Annotated in this window: 19 protein-coding genes; 7 read left to right on the top strand and 12 right to left on the bottom strand. The window is 58.8% G+C overall.

Annotated elements, in window-relative coordinates; translation table 11 throughout:
- The first annotated feature begins 66 nt into the window (after window positions 1–66).
- Complete coding sequence (gene soxR, locus AAGD24_RS06920) at window positions 67–531, top strand: redox-sensitive transcriptional activator SoxR (RefSeq protein WP_052479586.1); 465 nt, start codon at window positions 67–69, stop codon at window positions 529–531.
- A 13-nt stretch (window positions 532–544) separates the two neighbouring features.
- Here soxR and arfB read toward each other — a convergent pair whose 3' ends face one another.
- Together arfB and AAGD24_RS06910 are read right to left on the bottom strand one after the other, a co-directional pair.
- Window positions 545–958 (bottom strand): alternative ribosome rescue aminoacyl-tRNA hydrolase ArfB, encoded by a 414-nt coding sequence (arfB, locus tag AAGD24_RS06915; RefSeq protein WP_091641678.1) that lies wholly within the window; start codon window positions 956–958, stop codon window positions 545–547.
- On the bottom strand, window positions 952–1,944 hold the full coding sequence (locus tag AAGD24_RS06910) for a CobW family GTP-binding protein (protein WP_379866950.1): 993 nt from the start codon (window positions 1,942–1,944) through the stop codon (window positions 952–954). Before AAGD24_RS06910 ends, arfB begins: the two co-directional genes overlap by 7 nt.
- A 140-nt stretch (window positions 1,945–2,084) precedes the next feature.
- Here AAGD24_RS06910 and AAGD24_RS06905 point away from each other — a divergent pair, with 140 nt between their 5' ends.
- The 3 genes from AAGD24_RS06905 to AAGD24_RS06895 all read left to right on the top strand — a co-directional run bounded on the left by AAGD24_RS06905 (window position 2,085) and on the right by AAGD24_RS06895 (window position 4,038).
- Window positions 2,085–2,654 carry a DJ-1/PfpI family protein gene (locus tag AAGD24_RS06905; RefSeq protein WP_041335849.1) on the top strand — a complete coding sequence of 190 codons (570 nt, stop codon included), beginning with the start codon at window positions 2,085–2,087 and terminating at the stop codon, window positions 2,652–2,654.
- A gap of 47 nt (window positions 2,655–2,701) precedes the next feature.
- Window positions 2,702–3,070, top strand: coding sequence for a ribbon-helix-helix domain-containing protein (locus AAGD24_RS06900; protein ID WP_036205757.1), 369 nt, complete (start codon window positions 2,702–2,704; stop codon window positions 3,068–3,070).
- 107 nt (window positions 3,071–3,177) lie between these two features.
- Window positions 3,178–4,038, top strand: coding sequence for a PA4780 family RIO1-like protein kinase (locus tag AAGD24_RS06895; RefSeq protein ID WP_379866948.1), 861 nt, complete (start codon window positions 3,178–3,180; stop codon window positions 4,036–4,038).
- Here the strand turns inward: AAGD24_RS06895 and AAGD24_RS06890 are convergent.
- The 7 genes from AAGD24_RS06890 to AAGD24_RS06860 form a co-directional block, all read right to left on the bottom strand.
- The gene (locus AAGD24_RS06890; protein ID WP_085681383.1) at window positions 4,035–4,430 is read right to left on the bottom strand and encodes a hypothetical protein; all 396 of its coding nucleotides are present in this window, start codon (window positions 4,428–4,430) and stop codon (window positions 4,035–4,037) included. The two genes, AAGD24_RS06895 and AAGD24_RS06890, sit on opposite strands and share 4 nt — an antisense overlap.
- Window positions 4,431–4,453: 23 nt before the next feature.
- Complete coding sequence (locus tag AAGD24_RS06885) at window positions 4,454–4,987, bottom strand: hypothetical protein (protein ID WP_041335843.1); 534 nt, start codon at window positions 4,985–4,987, stop codon at window positions 4,454–4,456.
- A gap of 136 nt (window positions 4,988–5,123) precedes the next feature.
- On the bottom strand, window positions 5,124–5,798 hold the full coding sequence (locus AAGD24_RS06880; protein ID WP_036204465.1) for a hypothetical protein: 675 nt from the start codon (window positions 5,796–5,798) through the stop codon (window positions 5,124–5,126).
- Window positions 5,799–6,143, bottom strand: coding sequence for a YdbL family protein (locus AAGD24_RS06875; protein ID WP_036205755.1), 345 nt, complete (start codon window positions 6,141–6,143; stop codon window positions 5,799–5,801).
- A 29-nt stretch (window positions 6,144–6,172) separates the two neighbouring features.
- A complete protein-coding gene (locus AAGD24_RS06870; protein WP_051946621.1) occupies window positions 6,173–6,391 on the bottom strand; it encodes a YnbE family lipoprotein in 219 nt (72 codons plus the stop codon).
- Between the two features lie 5 nt (window positions 6,392–6,396).
- A complete protein-coding gene (locus tag AAGD24_RS06865) occupies window positions 6,397–8,196 on the bottom strand; it encodes a YdbH domain-containing protein (protein WP_197061284.1) in 1,800 nt (599 codons plus the stop codon).
- Window positions 8,197–8,215: 19 nt separating this feature from the next.
- A complete protein-coding gene (locus AAGD24_RS06860) occupies window positions 8,216–9,784 on the bottom strand; it encodes a bifunctional GNAT family N-acetyltransferase/carbon-nitrogen hydrolase family protein (protein WP_036204463.1) in 1,569 nt (522 codons plus the stop codon).
- Between the two features lie 159 nt (window positions 9,785–9,943).
- Here AAGD24_RS06860 and AAGD24_RS06855 point away from each other — a divergent pair, with 159 nt between their 5' ends.
- A complete protein-coding gene (locus tag AAGD24_RS06855) occupies window positions 9,944–10,447 on the top strand; it encodes a C40 family peptidase (protein ID WP_036204461.1) in 504 nt (167 codons plus the stop codon).
- On the opposite strand, the gene AAGD24_RS06850 is transcribed toward AAGD24_RS06855, so the two are convergent.
- Both AAGD24_RS06850 and AAGD24_RS06845 read right to left on the bottom strand, forming a co-directional pair.
- Window positions 10,444–11,481 carry a sodium:calcium antiporter gene (locus AAGD24_RS06850; RefSeq protein WP_036204460.1) on the bottom strand — a complete coding sequence of 346 codons (1,038 nt, stop codon included), beginning with the start codon at window positions 11,479–11,481 and terminating at the stop codon, window positions 10,444–10,446. The genes AAGD24_RS06855 and AAGD24_RS06850 overlap by 4 nt on opposite strands.
- Window positions 11,482–11,515: 34 nt before the next feature.
- Window positions 11,516–11,911 (bottom strand): DUF2784 domain-containing protein, encoded by a 396-nt coding sequence (locus AAGD24_RS06845; RefSeq protein WP_036204458.1) that lies wholly within the window; start codon window positions 11,909–11,911, stop codon window positions 11,516–11,518.
- A 176-nt stretch (window positions 11,912–12,087) separates the two neighbouring features.
- Here AAGD24_RS06845 and AAGD24_RS06840 point away from each other — a divergent pair, with 176 nt between their 5' ends.
- Together AAGD24_RS06840 and AAGD24_RS06835 are read left to right on the top strand one after the other, a co-directional pair.
- On the top strand, window positions 12,088–13,206 hold the full coding sequence (locus AAGD24_RS06840) for a diguanylate cyclase (protein WP_051946617.1): 1,119 nt from the start codon (window positions 12,088–12,090) through the stop codon (window positions 13,204–13,206).
- A 131-nt stretch (window positions 13,207–13,337) separates the two neighbouring features.
- On the top strand, window positions 13,338–15,908 hold the full coding sequence (locus tag AAGD24_RS06835) for an FAD-dependent oxidoreductase (protein ID WP_085681388.1): 2,571 nt from the start codon (window positions 13,338–13,340) through the stop codon (window positions 15,906–15,908).
- A 27-nt stretch (window positions 15,909–15,935) separates the two neighbouring features.
- Here AAGD24_RS06835 and AAGD24_RS06830 read toward each other — a convergent pair whose 3' ends face one another.
- Window positions 15,936–17,318: an L-serine ammonia-lyase gene (locus tag AAGD24_RS06830; protein WP_075195881.1), complete on the bottom strand. Its 1,383-nt coding sequence runs from the start codon at window positions 17,316–17,318 to the stop codon at window positions 15,936–15,938.
- Between the last annotated feature and the right edge of the window lie 310 nt (window positions 17,319–17,628).

Here is a 17,628-nt window from a genome sequence, read left to right as displayed (position 1 = left end):
GGTTCGACAGCAGCTTAAAACCTGAAGTAAACTTGAGGTCAACAAATCCAGCGATTGGAGTTGGCTATGGTGAGCATAGAAAACGGAGAAATTAAAACCGCTCTGAGCGTCGGCGAGGTTGCTGAGCGCAGTGGAGTCGCAGTCTCAGCCATACACTTCTATGAGAAGAAAGGACTGATCGACAGCTGGCGCAATGCCGGAAACCAGCGACGTTTCCATCGGGGCGTGTTGCGTCGAATCGCCGTTATCAAAGTAGCGCAACGGCTTGGCATTCCGTTGTCGGAGATCGGCGAAACCCTGGCAACCCTGCCGACCGACCGCACCGTGACATCCCAAGACTGGCAGCGGCTCTCCGAGCAATGGAAGTCCGATCTGAATCACCGCATAGAGTTACTGGTCGGACTTCGGGATCAACTCACAAGCTGCATCGGCTGCGGCTGCCTGTCCATTGACGCCTGCCGGCTACGCAATCCCTGGGACGAGCTTGGCGATGAAGGCCCTGGCGCGAGATTGCTGGATAAAAACGAGTAGCCGATGGGCAGGGCTAGAGAGAAACCTTACCCCGCAGTGCCTTGGTTTTACCTTTCCGGGTCTTTTTGTCCACGCGCCGACGCTGTGATCCCTTGGTGGGGCGCGTGGGGCGGCGGGCTTTCTGCTGCTTCACCGCGTCCTGAATCAGGGCTTTCAGGCGTTCAAGGGCGTCTTCCTTGTTCAGCTCCAGGGTGCGAAATTTCTGCGCCTTGATGACAATCACACCTTCCTTGCTGATGCGCTGATCGGACAGTCGCATCAGCCGTTCTTTATAGAACGGCGGCAAACTGGAGTTGAGGACGTCGAAGCGCAGGTGAACGGCGGAGGCTACCTTGTTGACGTTCTGGCCACCGGCGCCCTGGGCCCGGATCTGGGTAAGCTCGATCTCCCAGTCCCCCAGTTCCACCGCATTGGAAATTTTCAGCATGACAGGTCCGTTTTTTCGATGGATTCACGCAGGCTGGCATCCAGTTCGTCAACGTCCAGGCTTTGCTCGCTGATGACTTCGAGACGGGACAGTTCTCGTGGTTCACACTCAGATACCGACAGCGCCCCGTCCGCCATGTTGATCGTCCGCCAGCCATCACTGGTTTGAGCCACAGCCTTGAACCGGACAAAACGGCTATCGAGCGACAATGCCAGCAGAGCGGTTTCTGAAAAGACCGTGTCTGGATGGACACGCCAGCCCACGCTGAAATGCCCCTGCCCACGGTTGCTGACCCGCTGCCACGGTTCGTCCTGGATATCGGGAACCGGCGAGGCTTCCGAAGAGGCATGGTGATGATGCGCGTGGGGCGTACTGACCTCGGAGAGCGCGGTCTCCCCGTCGAGCCAGGCGGATTCCAACCGGCCTTGCCGGGTGTGGAAAACAGCCGTCTTTCCCGGCTGCTGCTCGGCCACCCAATGATCAAACCGGGCAACCTGCTCCGGTGTGCAAAGGTCGGTTTTATTGGCGATCACAATATCAGCTGCCGCGACCTGATCCTGAAACTGTACGTTTTCCAGAACCTTTTGCTCTTCAAGCCTTCTCGGGTCGACCAGGCAAAGCACAGGGCCCAGTTGAAGCACATCCTGATAATGCTCTCCCGTCAGGGTTTCAATAATCTGGGAGGGATGCCCAAGGCCCGTGGGTTCAATCAGCAACCGGTCTGGGCGGGCTTTATGAATCAACTGGTTGAGTCCGATTTGCATCGGTAACCCGGCCACGCAACACATGCAGCCTCCTGGCACTTCCCGCACGAAAGCACCTTCGGTTTCCAGCAAGGCGCCATCAATGCCCACTTCGCCAAACTCATTCACCAGAACCGCCCACACCTCCCCTTCCGGCTTTTTTTTCAGCAAGTCCAGTATGGCGGTGGTCTTTCCCACGCCCAGAAAGCCGAGCACCAGATTGGTGGGTATTGGTGAAGTCATAGATCGCCCGTGTCGTTCATTGAAAAGGTCGGCAGAACATAGTGTTATAACATAACACTGTAGTATTCCCCTAATACCCGCTGCGATTCGCCCGCTGATACTGTATTCAGGCTACCACCAACAAGCACAAGGAGACGGGTATGAACGGTAAAAAAATACTGATGATCACAGGTGATTTCACCGAGGACTACGAAACCATGGTGCCCTTTCAGGCACTTCAGGCCGTTGGCCACACGGTGCATGCGGTCTGCCCTGACAAAAAGTCGGGAGACACCGTGGCCACGGCCATCCACGACTTCGAAGGCGACCAGACCTACACCGAAAAGCCGGGCCATCGTTTCGCCCTGAACGCCGATTTCGCCGGACTCAACCCCGCGGATTATGACGCGCTTGTCGTACCCGGTGGTCGCGCCCCGGAATACCTACGCCTGAACGACGACGTCAAGAAACTGGTCCGCCACTTCTTTGAAACCGAAAAACCGGTGGCTGCCATTTGTCACGGCGCACAGCTGCTGGCCGCGGCCGGTGTGCTCGAAGGCCGCGAATGCTCTGCCTACCCGGCGTGCCAACCGGAAGTGGAGCTGGCGGGAGGCCGCTTCGCCGCCATCGACGTTGACGCCGCGGTCACCGATGGTAATCTGGTGACAGCACCGGCATGGCCAGCGCATCCGCAGTGGCTGGCACAGTTTTTCAAACTGCTGGACAAGTGACGGAAACGGGGCTGCCAATGCAGCCCCGGATTCACGAGGACCACACCATGTGTAAACTCTTCGTCCACGCGGATTCCGAACTCTGGATCAGCCGCACCCATTCCCTGCGCATCGACGGCATGGTCACCAGTATTCGCATGGAGAACGCGTTCTGGAACGCACTCACAGAAATCGCGGCCCGGGACGGCATGAACCTGCCCCAGATGATCACCAGGCTTTATCACGAATCCATCGATGCCGGGCATGACCTGGGCAACTTCACCTCCTTTTTGCGGGTCTGTGCCATGCGATACGTCGCCCTGCAACTCAGCGGCGATATTCCCCGCGACACCCAGATACCCATCGCCTCCCTGGATGCCGACAAGATCCTCGCCAGGAACATGGACCAGAAGCCTCCCAGCGAAGCCACGCACTAAATCCGCGAATATGAGGGGTCTTTTACCAATTTCAGGTAAGATGCCCCCATACACGCCGGTCGACATCCGATGACCCGCCAGGCCCAACCAGCCGACCGAAAGGATCTATGAAGATACCCAAACGATTGCAGCCCCTTGTCGATGACGGCATGGTGGACGAAGTGCTCTACCAGTTGATGAGCGGCAAGGAGGCCCAGGTGTTCGTAGTGCGCTGCGGTGACAGTATTCGCTGCGCCAAGGTGTACAAGGAGGCTCAGAAACGTAGCTTCAAACAGGCCGTTCAATACCAGGAAGGCCGTAAGGTTCGTAACAGCCGTCGCGCCCGCGCCATGGGCAAGAAAACCCGCTACGGGCAAAAGGAACAGGAAGACGCCTGGCTAAACGCCGAGGTGGACGCCCTTTATCGTTTGGCAGGCGCTGGCGTGCGAGTACCGGAACCGTTTGGGTTCGTGGATGGCGTGCTGCTGATGGAGATGATTGCCGACGAAGACGGCAAAGCAGCGCCACGGCTGGACGATGTCACGCTCACGCCGGAGCAGGCTCGGGATTATCACAGCAAAGTCATTGCTGACGTGGTGCGCATGCTCAGCGCCGGCCTGATCCATGGCGACCTGTCAGAGTTCAATGTACTGGTCGATGCCACTGGCCCGGTCATCATCGACCTGCCGCAGGCGGTGAATGCTTCTGGCAACAACAGCGCGGAAAGAATGCTGGAACGGGACGTGGACAACATGCGCCGTTATTTTGGCCGCTTCGCCCCTGAACTGTTAAACACGGATTATGGCAAGGAAATCTGGGCGCTCTATGAGTCCGGCGACCTGCACCCCGACAGCCGGCTGACCGGGTGTTTCGAGCACGACACGGAAAGCGCGGATGTGGACGAGCTGATGGCGGTTATTGGTGCCGCGAAAGAGGAAGAGCGCGAACGTCTGGAACGCCTGAGGGATGCCGAGGCCGGCGACGACTAACCGGCCTTCCCCACGAACCGGGCTGCCATACGGTCTGACAACATCAGGTGGGCCAGCGCCGGGTACGGCAGGTAGTGACTAAGCAGGAACAGTACTCCCGAGGAATCCAGCCCGGCAGACAGGCCCACATAGGCACCCCAGGCCACGAACAGTGCGCCGAGAAAGCCGCCATAGGCCCACAGCACGCGCCCGCGCTCTTCACTGGTCGGCACCCGTTTCAACACCCGGGCCACCGACCAGCCGATGTAGGCCGCAATCAATGCTGCGATCACCACGGAAACCACCACCCCTGTCAGCCCGAACAGGAAACGCGCCAGATAGTTGGTGAGAAAAAACAGAACAACGGCGCTGACGGCGACAATAGTTACCCGCGAACGCTTCAGATCTTCCATACACAGAATCCCGGTCGGTTACATCACAAGGTCTGCACTGTTTTAACATTCCGGGCGCGCAGAAGCGACTTTGCTTCCTGAATCTGTTGTGTGCTTTCTGCATGAATGGCCAATACGTAATGGCCCTTGCGCAATGCTGACTGTGCCTTCATCAGATAGGGTGTGTGGTCCGGGCGGATTGTTATGCCCCCTGCGAGCAATAGCCCGAGCATCAAACCAAGCGCGGTGAGCGCAGACGCTGAAACCACCGTATTCTGCGAAATAAAGCCAATGCCAAGGGCATTCAGTATCACATAGACGACAAAACCCGACACGGCACCGCCGACACTCAGGCCCACATGGGAACGCACAAGCGTCTGCCAGATACCCTGGTCTTCAGGTTCAAGTTCTTTTCCCTGGCGCCGGTCCGCGGGGCTCAGCACGGATACCTGATCATTGGTCAGGCTGGTCTCGTTGCACAATGCTTTTGCCGTTCCATTGGCATCTGACTCTGTCTCGAAAACGGCAGCCACTTTGTGGCTTTCGTGCTCACCGGTCAAACTCATTGAGGGTTTCATGACAATACCTCCTGAGTCTTTCAGCGAATGGATGGGGCGTTTGCTGTGGAGCATCGCCCCTCTATCCACAAACATACAACACACATACCTGTATTTCGAATGACCATCCAGCAATAAGGCCCTCGGAGGGCCCGCTCTACCAGGCCAGCCAGATCACGTGGCGTGCGCCCTTGCCCGGTCGCAAAGCCCTGACCGTAACCGGCTCTACGGAGAAGCCCGCGCGGCGCAGCCTTTCGGTGAATGCATGCTCCGGGCCGGCGGACCAATAGGCCAGTACGCCGTCGGGGCTAAGGGACTTCTGGGCAGCTGCAATACCGTCCGGGGAGTAAATCCAGTTATTCTCCTTGCGGGTGAGCCCTTCCGGGCCGTTGTCCACATCCAGCAGGATGGCATCCCAGTTGCCATCGCCTTCTCTCAGCAACTCCGCCACATCGCCCACATGAACACTGGCACGAGCATCGTTCAGTGGATACCCGGCGGCAGCGCCCAGCGGCCCCCGGTTCCAGTCCTCGACCTCGGGCACCAGCTCCGCCACGGTTACCCTGGCATCCTCTGCAAGGGCCGACAACGCCGCAGCCAGCGTGAACCCCATGCCCAGCCCACCAATCAATACCCGGGGCCCAGCCAGGCCGCCGATACGCTCGCAGGCGAGCGTGGCCAGAGCGTCCTCCGAGCCATGCAGGCGGCTGTTCATCAGCTCACCGGTGGTACCGGCAATCTTGATAGAGAACTCATCATTACGTTGCAGCAGTCGCAACCGGGTCCCGTTACCGGGAATCGTCGCTGTACCGATTTCCTGGAATCGGCCCATCTATTTTTTAACCCACTGGCCATCCTTCAGGATGTACTGCCCCGATGGTGTTTTTTCCAATGCTTTCTGGCCGGCCACCGTTTCCACCTGGGTGACAGGAATATCGTGTTTCTCCGCAATGCGGGCGTATTCATCCCGACGTGCCTGGTTGATGGCGTCGACAATGCCCTGGGCGTTTCCGCTTGCCTTGACCACGTCCAGATAACCCGTTGGGGTTTCCCCTACCAGCCCTTGCTGTTTGGCGGTATCCAGCTGGTTTTTGGCCTCTTGCAGCCCCATTGCCGCGGCCGGTAGTGCCAGGCAAAGCACGAGGAAAAACGCACCGAGTTTGGAAAACCGTTTCATGAGTGACTCCCTGGATTCAGAATTGACCATCAGAACAACCCCTTCTCGCCGAAGAGTTCATCCACCTCTTCATCCACCTTCACGTAGATTTCATGCTGGATCTTGACGTTCAGGTTCACGGTGATGGGCTCCTTGGGCGCCTCCATCCTGACCGTAGGCGTGCAGGCCGCCATACCCAGGGCCAGTGCCAGCAGCACCAGCGTGTAACCACCTTTTCCGGACAAACCGCCCGGCCCAAATGCGACCATATACCTTACTCCTGATTGTTTCCCGCCCCGGTGGATTGACGTTGCGCGTCCCGCTCCCGTATCAGGTTGCGCACTTTTTCTGTCACGGCTTCATTGACCCGGCCACTCAGTTGCAGGCTGGTCAGCAACGCTGGAATGTCCTCTTCCAGATTGATATTCAGGACAATGGGATGACCATCTCGGACTTCGGGGCTGCTGCCTTCCAACCGCAATCCCAGCATAAGGGTACCATCCTGAGCGTAGTCTATCGTGCTGTTGAGAACCGAGTAGTGAAAGTTTTCCATGGCCTGGACCACCAGTGCCATCGCCTGGTTACCCTGGGCCATCCCCTTCAATCGATCGGCTGGCAGTTTCAGCGTGCCGCCAGGGGCCACCGCCTGGACCTGCCCGGCATCAATGCTCACACCCTCCGGACCAACCCGGACCGGAATGGCGCCCTGAAGCAAACCACTGCCCGCCAACCCCTCGGCGGGGTATACCTGCATCAGTTTCGCCAGCTCAATGCCGCTGAGTTCAAGGGGAATCCGCAGCGGCATGTCGGCAAGTTGCCATTCTCCGGGTGTGACCCGAACCTCGCCACCCAGAAGCTCGGAAGAGGCCTGGTCCAGAACCAGGGTACCGTTGGCGATCTGATCCCGGGGTGAGCGATAGAGGCCGGCGACCCGCACATCGCGCAAGGCGATGCCCGGATTGAGGGCATCCAATACCAGGTCGGAGGTCCGGACATTTACGTGGTCATTGTCCAGGTTCAGATTCACCCTGCCGTCGAGACCGGTCCAGGCCGTCCGGTCGTACAATCCATCAAGGTTATCGAAAACAAGATCTCCCTGAACGCGGATGCCCTGGGATGGGAAGCGCGCACTCAGGGCCGTCTCGACGCGGCCGTCACTCACCTCGAGCGCCGCTGGCCACGCGGTGAACGTATCCGCCAGCGCGCGACCGCCACTTGCTCCGACAGCGTTCATGCTCACCTCAAGCGCCGGTATCCCTTCGAACGGATAGTTCATGTCCATGTCAGCATCGACGCCGGCGTCCGACGAAAGCCTGCCGTCGATCTTCAATTCGCTGAGGGTGCCGTCCAGCTGCCCATCGAATCGCCAGGGCTGGGGAAGCAACTGGGGGTGGTGAATGGTGGCGACGGTCGCCTCAAACGGCCCCTCGACCGCAAGACGCTCCAATTCCATGGGGGTCAACTGATATTCCCCGACCAGAGTCACACCGGCCAGGTTGACCCACAGGCCATCCAACCGGGAATCCTTGCCGGGCGCGGCAATATCGTCGAACTCGACGCGGCTTTGTTCGCCGAGGGTCAGTGTTGCAGCCTGCTCGCTGGCTGTACCGCTGACCGTCAGGTTTATCCGGCCTTCCCCCATGGTCCAGCCAGCGAGGGCCCGCTCAGCCAAGCGACCTTCGATCTTCATGGCGCGAGTGATGAGTTGCCGTTCACCGGGTTCCAGGGGCCTTGAGATTGTCAGATCGCCCTCGGCATGGACACCTTGCGGCAGACTCAGTGCCAGTTGTTCGATCACAATGGCCTCGGGCATGGGACCATACCAGTGCCAGCGCCAGGCCAGCGACAGTTGTTTCCCCACCAGGTGATAGCGCTGCCCTTCCCGGCTCTGGGTCGCAGACAAACGGTCCAGCCGCAGGCCCGCCAGCGAGACGTCACCCCATCGCCATTCAACGTTGCTGATGCCATTGGCCTTCCGCCAGGTCTCCCACGCCACAAGGGCGTACAGGCCTCCCGCCATCGACAACATGACAATCAGGCTCAGAAGCAGTAGCAGGCATCGGCGTAGTGTCATGAAAGCAGTCATCAATGGGTCAGTGTCCGCGCCAGTTCACCGTGTACAGATCGTGGCGGCGATCCTTGAGGTTCTTCACGGTACCGCTGTTGCGGGCGGTAAGCAGTGTTTCCGGCCGTAGATCGGCAAAGGCGACGGTCTCCACATTCGGCGTGGTATCCGCGGCGATGCCATCACGGGCGAACGGAAAATCACAGGGTGTCAGGATGCAACTCTGGCCGTACTGCAACTCCATGTTGGGCACTTTGGGCAGGTTGCCGACATTGCCGGACATGACCACGAACAGCTGGTTTTCCACCGCACGGGCCTGACAACAGTACCGTACCCTCAGATAACTCTGGCGCTCATCGGTACAGAAAGGCACGAACAGGATCTGGATGCCCTGGTCCACCAGATGACGCGTCAGCTCGGGAAACTCCGCGTCGTAGCAAACCAGGACCCCAATGGGGCCGCAATCGGTTTCAATGGCAGTGACACGGCTGCCACCGGTGATATTCCACCAATAGGCTTCGTTCGGCGTGGGGTGAATCTTGGGCTGCGAGAACACTTGCCCGTCTCTCAGGAACACGTAGGCAACATTGCGAACCCGGCCGTCCTCTTCCTTGACCGGCGTGGAGCCACCGATAATGTTGATGTTGTGCCTCAGGGCCAGATCGCGCATCAGGTTGCGGAAGGGTTCGGCGTATTCCGTCACCGCTTCGATGGCTTCCGCCGGGGTCCCTTCACGGCTTTCAATGGACAGCAATTGCAGCGTGAACAACTCCGGGAACACCACGAAATCACCTTTGTAGGTGGACACCACATCCACAAAGTACCGGACGATGTCGCTGAATTCTTCAAACGATGCCACCCGGCGCTGCTGGTACTGGACCGTGCCGATCCGAACGGTGTCGGGCATTCGCCGGCCGTATCGCTTGCGCTTGCCGTTGTCGCCGTTGCGGGCCACCTTGGGATTCCTCCAGGTCAGGTGAATACCGTAACCCAGGGAAGCGTGGTCAGCATCCAGGTAGTGCGGAATAATGCCGTGGATTTCAAAACCGTTGTGTAATTGGAACGACAGTACTGGGTCCCGCTGCTTTTTCGATTTCACCGCCTCCACGTACTCTTCCACCGATTCAAACTTCTTCAGGCGCTTGGCCAGCGTCGGTAACCTGCCCGCGAACACAACGCCCTGCAACTCCAGCGCCTGGCAGAGCGTTTTTCGTTCGTTGTACAGGCGCTCACCAATGCGGTAGCCACGGCAGTCGGGGTCTACACACACCTCCATGCCGTACAGCCACTCCCCTTCCGGGTCGTGGCGCGAGGCATAACCATTACCAGTAATTTCTGTCCAGTCATGGGGCGCCAATGCAACGTCTTCACCAATACGAAACGTGGCGCAATACCCCACCACACGGTCACCCAGCATGGCGACAAACTGGCCCTCAGGAAAGGTGTTGATCTGCCCTGTCAGGGGGCCAGCTGTGTAGCCATACATCCCTGTGCCCGCGTACACTCGGCGGCTCAGGGCGATGATTCCCGGTATATCACCAAGGGTGGCGTTTCTTACGTACAGGCGCTGTGTCTTGTCTGAAAAGGGAGGACTCATGGAAACCTCGGAAGCTGGAAGCCTAAAGGCATAGTTCGCGAAATGTCCTCGAGCCGTCAAGTGGCCTCTGCAGAAAACAAATCGAAGCAAACTTTAACCTGACAAACCGGCGCCAGGCCTTTTAGAGTAGGCCCATGTAAAACGATTAGAGGCTTTCCCATGAATCGGCGCCCAGTGCTTCCGATGCTCGCAATCCTGATGGCCGTCGGCCTCGCAGGCTGCGCCAGTAACCAGAACCTGCCTCCAACGAATGGCACCACCTGGCAGCCCCCTCACAACGCCACACCCGAGGATGCTGCGACAGCAGATCGGTTATGGCAGGTATTCGAGCGTTACGAAGGCACGCCCTATCGCTACGGCGGCACCTCAGCCAATGGCTTCGATTGCTCTGGCTTCATCGCCACTGCCTTCGATGAAGCCCTCGGCCGTCAGTTACCCCGTACAACCTCACAGATGCTGGCATCCGGTGACGTGGTCGGGCGTGACCAACTGCGTGCTGGCGACCTGGTGTTTTTCCGTATCAAAGGCAAGGACCAGCATGCTGGCATCTACATGGGTGGTGACAGCTTCATTCATTCCTCGACCTCCATCGGCGTTACCCGCTCGTCCCTCAACGGATACTACTGGCGGGATCGTTTCAGCCAGGCTAGACGGTTTGACTAGCCAGCCAGTAACAACACTACGCCCAGCAGATAGAGAACCATGATAACCACGCTTTCTGTACCAATCTGACCGATACCGTGACGCTCACGGCGGATTAATCCCATCATCAGCACGCCGGACATCAATAGGGTGAGCGCCGCCCAGAATACCGAATCCTCCGGCATGGCATGGTAGATCGACCCGTCCCGGTAGGCGATATCGGAGGCTGCAGTAAACAACGTGTCGAACGCGTTGCCGCCAATAATACCGCTTACAGCCAAGGTCAGAGCGCCTCGGCGAACTGCGGCTATGGACGTCACCAACTCGGGGATTGAGGTACTGATCGCCGTCAACATCACGCCAACAATGGTCTGGCTCAGGTTAGCCCTGTCTGCAATCACCGTTGCCGCCGGCTCCAGCATCCAGCCTGCAATTCCGAGCACCAGCATCAGCGCCAGAAATTCAATCCAAAGCCGCAGCAGCGGCGGCATGGCTGTAACGTCGTCAGGCTCGTCTTGCCGCGTGTCCCTGGTTATTGAAGGCCGCCACATGGGCGATTCCGATGCGTCCCGCACCAGGTATATTCCGTAGATGTAGGCGCCCAGAAGAACCGGCGTGACCGGATGAACGCCGAAGAACGTCACGTCCGGCAGGTGGGGCGCGAACAGGATCAACGCCAGAAGGCAAATCAGCAAGCCGTTCTGCATCATGTTCGGCACAGACGCAGCCGCATGCTCAAGATTGGCGCGACGATAAACCATATCCGCCACCGCAAGGAAAAACGTCTGGACAGCAATGCCACCCAAAGCGTTGCTCACGGCCAGTTCCGCGTTGCCGTGCCACGCTGCAGTCACCGACAGCACCGACCCACCCAGGGATGTCGACGCCCCCAGAAGCACCGCGCCCGCAGCGGCCTCTCCTATTCCAGTGCGGTCAGCGAGTTGGTCCACAACCCGTGTGATACGCGTGCCGGCCAGCGCGATAATGGCGGCACACACGAAAAACACGAGACTACCCTGAAGAAGGGTCCAGCTTCCGGGAGACGATAGCTCCACGTTAAAAATCTCCTTGGAAAAGAGAGAATGGCACCTATCTGCGCGAGCGAGGCGGAAACCACCACCAGGTAGCGACGACCACAAGCCCGAATACCGTATAGGCGGCAATGAATACCCAGGCAGGCGCATCGTAATAGAGAATCTGCTGCAGCCAATGCTCGATAAAGCTGCCGGTATAGCCATCAATACCGGCCTTTGACCGCAGCCATATTTCCAGTGTGGTCAACGGGCAGACAATGCCAAGCCAGGCCTCTGCAACCACGATGGCAATCGCACCCAGGTGAGCCAGCCGGAACCACAAATTGTTCACCCAGCGCCAACCCAGGCCGTTGCCCGCCAGCACCAGAACCAACCCGAACAGAACGAAGGCCACCACCAGCAGATGAATGGTCAGGACGGTATCGGCGAGAATCTGATAAACGTTGCCCATGACGACTGTCTACTCTATCAAATTGCCAGGTCCCCATGATCCCGCCAGACAACATCGGTTGGCAAACGTGGACTCGCGCACGGAATGCACGATAATATCTGTAGCAAATATCTACAATCTTCTGTGGTTATGTCGGCGCCCCAAGCGCGCCCGCGATAAACGGAATTACAAACGCTATGGACCCAGCACCCGGAAATCATCTCCAAGCCGTCAAAATAGAACTTAACCGCCTTGAGACCTACCGGCGGCGCACCTATCTTGGCGTTCTGGCCTTGACCGTGGCTATCATGATGCTCAGTTGGGCCTTCCGGGAACAGGGCGACCCGTTCATTACCATCGCCTACCCTGTTTTTTCTGTCATTCTCACCATTCTTGGCTTCGCATTCTGGCGCCGATCCTTGCAGCTCAGAACCATGGAAATCACCCTCGTTGCCGTGGTCGGTACGATGATACTCAGCCGCCTCGCATGGCATTTTGCGGTTGGCGACCCGCTCGGCGAACACCTTCTTTTGCTCACGGGCGGGCACTACTGGGCAGTGGGTATCATGATCGTTGGCGGTTTTATTGCGCTTGGTTTTCGGGGCGGCATGGTGACAGGTGTCGCGACCTTGCTGTTTTCGGGCGCGCTGACCACTCAGGAAGTCTCTCAATGCTTCCTGGCAGCAGGCGATCACTGTCAAAACTGGGTATACCTGCTGCGCATCCATCTGTTCCTCACCGTTCTGTTGGTGCTTACCAGCGCCGGAACGCTGCTGCGTGAACGCTCCTGGAGTGCCTTTGCGCGAGCCGAGACCCTGCACCATTGGGCGAACACAGATCCGCTATGCGGCCTGGCAAACCGCCGGGGTGCTGACCGTTTCCTGTCTGCCGAAGCCGCCCAGGCAGACCGATACCAGCGCCCTCTGACCATCATTCTGATTGATATTGACGAATTCAAGAGCATCAACGATGACTACGGCCACGAAGTTGGTGATGCGGTGATTCGCGAATTTGCCGCTATCCTTTCCAAAACCGTTCGTGAAGTGGACCTCGCCGCACGCTGGGGCGGAGACGAATTCCTCGTCGCCACACCGGGCGTGGACCTTCGCAGCGCCCGCCACGCCGCACAACGCTGCCGCCGCGCCATTGAAAGGGCACCCATCGCGGGTGTCTCCGTGACTGCCACCGTCGGTATTGCCGAGTACCTGCCTGGACAGGGCATCGAGGATGCCATCAGCCGGGCCGACGCCATGCTATACCGCGCCAAGGCCGCTGGCCGAAACCGGGTGATTACGGAGGCCTGCGAACTGGCCTGAACGCTACGCGAGCATCCCTGCCGTTTTTGGACGACTTGATGTCGTATTGGATTTACCACCCTTGACCGATCCGGGCCACATTGAATCAAGGCCGCGCACGCGGCTGCCATTGTGGGTAAAGGGGAATCGAGATGGCACAACTACCGAAACGTGCAAAAGTCGTCATCATTGGCCAGGGCGGTATCGTTGGCTCATCGGTCGCCCACCACCTGATCGAACAGGGCTGGGACGACATCGTCGGGCTGGAAAAATCCGCCATTCCCTCGGACATCGGCTCTACCTCCCATGCCTCGGACTTCTGCTTCACCACCTCCCACGACAAGCTGAATATCTATACCACCAAGTACAGCCAGGCGTTCTATGAAAAGCGCGGCAACTATGTGAAATGCGGCGGCATGGAAGTGGCTCGCGCTGATGACGACGAGCGCATGGACGAACTCCGCCGCAAGGTCGGTTCCGGCAAGGCATTCGGCACCAACGTCAGTATGATTTCACCGAAACAGGCGAAAGAACTGTTTCCCCTTTTGAACGAAGACTGTATCCAGGGCGCCATGTGGGACCCGGACGCGGGGCTGGTGGTGCCCCGCTCCCAGAGCGTTGCAGGCGATCTGGTTGAAGAGGCGGTCGCTACCGGGAAATTGCAGGCCTTTGCCTACACTCCGGCCATCCGCATCGACGTACAGGACGGCCAGGTACGGGGCGTGGAAACCCACAAGGGCTATATCGAAACCGAGTACGTGGTGCTGTCCATGGGCATCTGGGGGCCCCTGATGGCCAACACCGCCAACTCGCCCCTGCCGCTGATGCCACTGGAACACCCGCTGCTGTTCTTCGGCCCTTACGAGGAACTGGCCGGCACCGGCAAGCAGATTGTCTACCCCTTGTTCCGCGACCAGGGCAACTCCGCCTACGTGCGGGATACTGGCGACCCTACCACCACCGAGGGTGGCCGCATTGAGTGGGGCTATTACGAAGCGGAAGATCCCCGACTGGTCTACCCCGCGGCCATCTCCGAGCCCGGCGAGGCGCGGATGTCGCCATCCATGCGAGATCTGACGTTGGATCAGGTTATGGACGCCTACGAAAAAGCCATCGAAATGACGCCGATCCTTGGCGAACTGGGCTGGGAGGAAAAGCACTCCTTTAACGGCCTGCTGTCGGTCACACCCGACGGCGGATCACTGATGGGGGAATCCCCGGAAGTGCGCAACCTCTGGTTCTGTGAAGCGGTCTGGGTCAAGGATGGCCCCGGTGCAGGCAAAATCCTGGCGGACTGGATGACCCATGGCTCTCCGGAGATGGACCCCCACAGCATCGACATCGCCCGCCACTATCCGCTGCAGAAAACCCCGGACTACGTTTACAACCGATGCTACGAAACCGCCAAAAAAATCTACACCCCGGCGGTGCATCCCCGCGAGCCCTACATGACCGGTCGTAAGATGCGAACCAGCCCCTTCTATCTGCGGGAAGTCGAGCTGGGTGCCTACTTCATGGAAGCCGCCGGCTGGGAGCGGGCTCACGGCTACGCCGCGAACGAGTCCACTTTGCTGGCGAAATACCGCGACCGCATTCCGGTACGGGAACATGAATGGGACGCCCGGCATTTCTGGGAAGTGTCCAACGCCGAGCAACTGGAAATGAGCGAATCGGTGGGCATGATCAACCTGTCCCACTTCGCTATTTTCGACATCTCCGGAGACGACGCCGAAACTCTGCTGGAGTATCTGTCCGTCGCCAAGGTGGGCGGTACCATCCCTCATGGCAAGGGTGTTTATACTCACTTTCTGGATGCCCGTGGCGGCATCCGCTCAGACCTGACCATCATCCGGCGGGGCGACAACGATTATCGGGTGGTCTGCGGCGGCGACACTGGCCATCGGGACCATTGCTGGATCAAACGCATCGCACGGGAAAAAGGCCTGAACAATATCCGCCTGCAGGACCGCACCGATGAGCTGGCCACCCTGGGGCTTTGGGGGCCGAAGGCGCGGGAAACGCTGGCACAGTTCGTCACCAACCCTGACGAGCTGTCGGCAGAGAATTTCCCATTTGCCACCGCCCGGGAACTGAATGTCCAGGGCGTTCCGGTGTGGGCATTCCGGATATCCTATGTGGGCGAACAGGGCTGGGAGCTCTACTTCCCGTTCAGCTATGGCCTGCGAATCTGGGATCTGCTGTACGACGCTGGCGTTACGCCGGTTGGCATCGAAACCTACGCCAACACGCGCCGTCTGGAGAAGAGCCTGCGGCTGCAGAACGTAGACCTCGAAACGGAGTACAACCTTTACGAAGCCGGACTCCAGCGACCCAAGGTCAAGGAGGCAGACTTCCATGGCAAGGCCGCCTACCTGGAACAACGAAGCTGGTCACAGCAGGCCGCGTACCTGTGCACCATGACCATGACGGAACATCGGGATGCCAACGGGGTATTGCGCTACCCGGTTGGCCAGTGGCCGATCCTCGACCCGCAAACCGGAGAAGTGCTGGTGGACAGTCACGGCCGCCGCTCCTACAACACCAGCGTGGTGTGGGGGCCGTCAGTGGGCAAGATCATCCTGCTGGGGTACATTCCCGTGGAGTATGCTCAAGAGGGCCGGGAACTGACCCTGGAATACTTCCAGGAGCACTACCCCATCCGTATCGAAGCCGTCGGCTACCGGGCGCTGTTTGATCCGGACAACGAGCGGGTCAAGTCCTGAACGCCATCGTTCAGCCAACACTGGCGGTCAGCACTCGATGATGTTGACCGCCAGCCCGCCTCTTGAAGTTTCCTTGTACTTGTCCAGCATATCGCGACCGGTTTCCCGCATGGTGTGCAGCACCTTGTCGAGGGACACAAAATGCTTGCCGTCTCCTCGCAAAGCCATAATGGCTGCGTCGATGGCTTTCACCGATGCCATGGCATTACGCTCGATACAGGGAATTTGCACCAACCCACCAATGGGGTCACAGGTCATCCCCAAATGGTGCTCCATACCAATCTCGGCCGCGTTCTCAACCTGTTCTGGTGAGCCGCCTGTCGCTGCAGCCAGGCCGGCAGCAGCCATCGCACAGGCCGATCCCACTTCGCCCTGACAACCCACTTCCGCCCCTGAAATGGACGCGTTTTCTTTGAACAGAACGCCAATTGCCGCCGCTGTCAGCATAAAGCGGACAACGCCGTCTTCATCCGCCTGGGGGCAGAACTCCCAGTAGTAGTGCAGCACCGCAGGAATAATGCCGGCGGCGCCGTTGGTCGGTGCAGTCACAATCCGACCGCCGGCCGCGTTCTCTTCATTGACGGCGAGGGCATAGAGATTCACCCAGTCGAGCGCGCTCAACGACGGCGATATCAGGTCCACTCGCGTTTTATCCATCAGCGAGCGATACAGCGACGCAGCCCTGCGCCGAACCTTGAGGCCTCCGGGCAACTCCCCTTCATGGCGGATACCGTTTTGCACACACTCACGCATCACCCGCCAGAGCTCGAGAATGCCTGTTCGAATGTCATCGGCCGTACGCCAGGCCTGCTCATTGGCCAACATTATGTCGGCGATGGTGAGCTCGTGTTCCTGGCAAAGGGCCAACAGGGTTTTCCCGCTGTTGAAGGGATAAGGCAAGGGCGTGTCGTCTGCGCGGATTTCCAGGCTGCCATCGGCGTTCGTCGCCACCACAAAACCACCGCCGACCGAGTAATAGGTATGCTCACACAGGCACTGCCCGTGCTCGTCAAATGCCTGACAGACCATGCCGTTGGGGTGTTCTGGCAGGGATTTCCGTCGGTAATACACGATATCGGTACTCTCGCGGAAACGAATCTGATGTTGACCAGCGAGGCTGAGTGTTCCTGTGCTTCGAATACGCTCAAGCCGCCCCGGCATTTGCTCCGGATCAATCCGGGCCGGTTGCTCGCCTTCCAGCCCCATCATCACAGCCGGTCCAGTACCATGCCCCTTGCCGGTAGCACCTAAAGAGCCATACAGGGATACCTTCAGTCGATGCACGGAAGCCAGCAGACATTCATCATCCAGGCCACCTGCAAACCGGCGCGCGGCCTCCATGGGCCCGACGGTATGGGAACTGGACGGGCCAATGCCTGCCTTGAACAGCTCAAACAGACTGACAGCCACTTTTCAGCCTCCTACCTTGGGGTGTGCTTCAAGGATAGCTCCTTCGACGATCCGCCGCCTGCTTGCTGACGACATTCGAACGATGGTTTACGACAGTTCTGACCAACCAGAATAGTGGCATAAACGTCGCTTCTGGATCATTCCGCAAACTTCCGTGTCGGTTGTGGACCATTCGCTACCGGGCCGCCAGCATAGAATGAGATCACATTGGAACTGATCACTTATTGCACTATCAAAAGGCAACAACTAGTGTTCAGGTTGAGGTAATACAATTGGTGTGACAGCCAGACATTGCCGCGACAGGCCCAGG

Origin of the sequence: Marinobacter sp. M5B, from assembly GCF_042604615.1 — a bacterium.
GTDB lineage: Bacteria > Pseudomonadota > Gammaproteobacteria > Pseudomonadales > Oleiphilaceae > Marinobacter > Marinobacter salarius.
This window is presented reverse-complemented; position numbering and strand designations above follow the sequence as displayed.